4 protein-coding genes are annotated in these 3,600 nt (G+C 69.2%); all 4 read left to right on the forward strand.

Features of this window, described 5'->3' with window-relative positions:
* Positions 1 to 552: alpha/beta fold hydrolase (locus ACTHK2_RS16305; RefSeq protein WP_440246769.1), on the forward strand; the 552-nt coding region annotated here is incomplete at its 5' end.
* A gap of 40 nt (positions 553 to 592) precedes the next feature.
* Positions 593 to 724: a hypothetical protein gene (locus tag ACTHK2_RS16310; RefSeq protein ID WP_440246771.1), complete on the forward strand. Its 132-nt coding sequence runs from the start codon at positions 593 to 595 to the stop codon at positions 722 to 724.
* Between the two features lie 566 nt (positions 725 to 1,290).
* Positions 1,291 to 2,172 (forward strand): Fpg/Nei family DNA glycosylase, encoded by an 882-nt coding sequence (locus ACTHK2_RS16315; RefSeq protein WP_440246772.1) that lies wholly within the window; start codon positions 1,291 to 1,293, stop codon positions 2,170 to 2,172.
* A gap of 141 nt (positions 2,173 to 2,313) precedes the next feature.
* Positions 2,314 to 3,600 (forward strand): cobalamin-dependent protein (locus ACTHK2_RS16320; protein WP_440246774.1); only part of this gene is annotated, 1,287 nt, incomplete at its 3' end.

Below are 3,600 nucleotides of genomic sequence, written 5' to 3' on the forward strand. Positions count from 1 at the left end.
CGCAGCAGCGGACGGCGCACGACCTTGCCGGATTTCGCCGCCGTGCTCGCCGAGGTCGCACGCCGCCATGGCCCCGCGGCGGCCGTGATCGGCCACTCGCTCGGCGGCGCGGCGGCCACGCTCGCGCTCGCCGACGGCGTCGCGGCGGAGCGCGCGATCCTCGTCGCACCCGCGGCCGATCCGCTCGATGCGGCATCGCGCTTTGGCCGCTTCGTCGGTCTCGCCGAATACCTGCGCACGCACCTGTTCGACGAATACGAAGCGAAACACCCGCTGCGCGTGGCGAGCCTGCAGGCGCATCTCAAGGCACCCGCGATCGCGCGCCCCGTGCTCATCGTGCACGACCTCGACGACCGCGAAGTGCCGTGGGCCGAGGGCGAGCGCTACGCGCGCCATTGGCCGGCCGCGCGCTTGCTCACGACGACGGGGCTCGGCCATCACCGCGTCGTCGACGATGCGGCGGTGATCGACGGCGCGTTGCGCTTCCTGCGCGGCGAGACGGTCGGCGAGCGCGTCGTGTCCTCGCCGAACCTGCCTTACGGTTTCTGCTGAGGCGGCTCGTACACCGCGCGCGTGTCGCGGCTGCTTCATCATGAAGGTGCTCGTCGGCCGCGTCGAATTGCTCGAAGCCGTGCTCGACGAGCTGCTCGCCTACGGCAACACGACGAGCTCGATCGTGCAGTCCACGCCGGTGGCGTTGCGCGCGCCGCCGTTGCCGGAGTGAGGACCGCGTCCTTTTCCGTGGGAGCGGCGGGAGCCGCGATGCGTTGGCGCCACGGCTTGCCGACAACCTTAGGGCGGCTCAAGGCCGACGGCCGGAGCCGCCGAGTCCCAAGACGCCGAGGTGTAAAGGCGGATCCGCCGCTGCGCGGCTTGATCCGCCCTACGGCTCTCGCAGATCCCGAAGTGGGAGCGGCGGAAGGCGCGATGATCTTGCGCCACGGCCTGCCGACAATCGTAGGGCGGCTCAAGGCCGAAGGCCGGAGCTGCCGGGTGCGAAGACGCCGAGGTGTAAAGGTGGATCCGCCGCTGCGCGGCTTGATCCGCCCTACGGCTCTCGCAGACCCCGAAGTGGCTCGCGTGTCTGCGGAAGTCGCGATGCTCTGCTTTGGGTGAAGGGTTGACGGCGGCACGCGCTGCGCGCGTACCGCCCTACATGCGTGCCGAGGCGCTTCGGGGGCCGTGCAGGAGCGACTTCAGTCGCGATGGCCGGGGCTCGACCTGCAATCCCCACGGCTCGCCGCTACCATGCCCCATCGGCGCAGCCGCGCGCGCCGGACGAGTCGCGCCTTGCCGGAACTCCCCGACATCACCGTTTACGTCGAGCGCATCCGCGATGTGCTGCAGGGCGAGGTGCTGCGCACCGTGCGCATCCTCAATGCGTTCGTGCTGCGCACGGCGATGCCGCCGGTCACCGCGCTCGAAGGGCGGGCGGTCGTCGATGCGCGCAACCTCGGCAAGCGCGTCGTGCTCGAGTTCGAAGGGGGGTTCTTCCTCGTCATCCATCTCATGATCGCGGGCCGGCTGCGCTGGCTCGCGCCGCACGCGAAGACACCGGGGCGCATCGCGCTCGCCGCGTTCGCGTTCGACCATGGCCAGCTCGTGCTCACCGAGGCCGGGACGAAGCGGCGCGCGTCGATCCACGTCGTCGAAGGCGCGGATGCGCTCGCGGCGCTCGACCCCGGCGGTATCGACGTGTTCGTCGCCGACCTCGCCGCGTTCCGCGAGCGGCTCGTGCGCGAGAACCACACGCTCAAGCGCGCGCTCACCGACCCGCGCGCGTTCAGCGGCATCGGCAATGCGTACAGCGACGAGATCCTGCATCGCGCGCAGCTGTCGCCGTTCGCACTCACGCAGTCGCTCGACGACACGGCGATCGAGCGCCTTTACGTCGCCACGCGCACCGTGCTCGAGGAATGGACCGTGCGCCTGCGCACGGAGGCAGGCGCGTGGCCCGACAAGGTCACCGCGTTCCACCCGGAAATGGCCGTACATGGTCGCTATGGCCAGCCGTGCCCGGTCTGCGGGTCGCCCGTGCAGCGCATCGTCTATGCCGACAACGAGGCGAACTACTGCGCGCGCTGCCAGACCGGCGGCCGCCTGCTCGCCGATCGAGCGTTCAGCCGCCTGCTCAAGGACAGTTGGCCCAGGCACATCGACGACCTCGCATAGCCGGAAAAGGGGACGGAGTCATTTTTCCTGGCGGTCACGCACGCAACGCGGGTCGGAAAAATGACTCCGTCCCCTTTTCCCGGGCGCCCACCTCGCGCATGGCGCTACAATTGCATCCTCACCTCACCACGCGACCGCGACATGAGCACGACCGCCCGGAACCTGCCCCTCCATGACGCGTCCGCCGAGCAGGCGCCGCTGCGCTTCGTCACCGCGGCCAGCCTGTTCGACGGCCACGACGCCGCGATCAACATCATGCGACGCCTGATCCAGGCGCAGGGCGCCGAAGTGGTCCACCTCGGCCACAACCGCTCGGTCGAAGACGTCGTGCGCGCCGCGCTGCAGGAAGACGCCGACGCGATCGCGCTGTCGAGCTACCAGGGCGGCCACGTCGAGTACTTCAAGTACATGGTCGACATGCTGAAGGAGCGCGGCGCAAGCCACATTCGCGTGTTCGGCGGCGGCGGCGGCACGATCACGCCGGAGGAAATCCGAGAACTCGAGGCCTATGGCGTCGAGCGCATCTACCATCCCAACGACGGCATGCACATGGGCCTCGTCGCGATGATCGAGGACGTGATCAAGCGCACGCGCGAGGCACAGGCCGCGCGCGCCGCCGCCGAAGGCATCGAGGCGGTACCGCCCGCGCAGGTGTCGATCGACGACGAGATCGCGGTGGGCCATGCGCTCACGGCGATCGAGGAAGGCCGCCACGACGAGCTCGTGCTCGACCGCCTGCGCAAGGAATGGCAGCTCGCGGGCAGCCGCACGCCGGTCATCGGCATCACCGGCACCGGCGGCGCGGGCAAGTCCTCGGTCGTCGACGAACTCATGCTGCGCTTCCTGCAGGCGTTCCAGCAGATGCGCATCGCGGTGCTCGCGGTCGATCCGACGCGTCGCCGCTCCGGCGGCGCGCTGCTCGGCGATCGCATCCGCATGAACTCGCTGCGCAGCCACCGCGTGTTCATGCGCTCGATGGCGACGCGCCGCCAGCACGCGGCAACGAGCATCGTGCTCAAGGACTGCGTCGCGTTCCTCAAGGGGCAGGGCTACGACCTCGTCATCGTCGAGACCGCCGGCATCGGCCAGAGCGATTCGGAGATCGTCGACCTCGTCGACTTCCCGATGTACGTGATGACGAGTGATTACGGCGCGGCGAGCCAGCTCGAGAAGATCGACATGCTCGACTTCGCCGAACTCGTCGTGCTCAACAAGTTCGACAAGCGCGGCGCGGAAGACGCGCTGCGCGACGTGCGCAAGCAGTGGAAGCGCAACCGCGTGGCGTTCCAGCTGAAAGACGAGGACATCCCGGTCTACCCGACGATCGCGAGCCAGTTCAACGATCCGGGCGTGACCTGGATGTTCACGAATCTGTGCCGCCTGCTGCGCACCAAGCTCCACCTGGGTGTTGCATCCGTGGAAGCCGCT

The sequence above is a fragment of the Dokdonella sp. genome (assembly GCF_051958935.1).
Lineage (GTDB): Bacteria > Pseudomonadota > Gammaproteobacteria > Xanthomonadales > Rhodanobacteraceae > Dokdonella_A.

Coding starts and splice junctions, on each gene's coding strand:
- ACTHK2_RS16310 (WP_440246771.1), top strand. CDS start 593: ATGAAGGTGCTCGTCGGCCGCGTCGAATTGCTCGAAGCCGTGCTCGAC.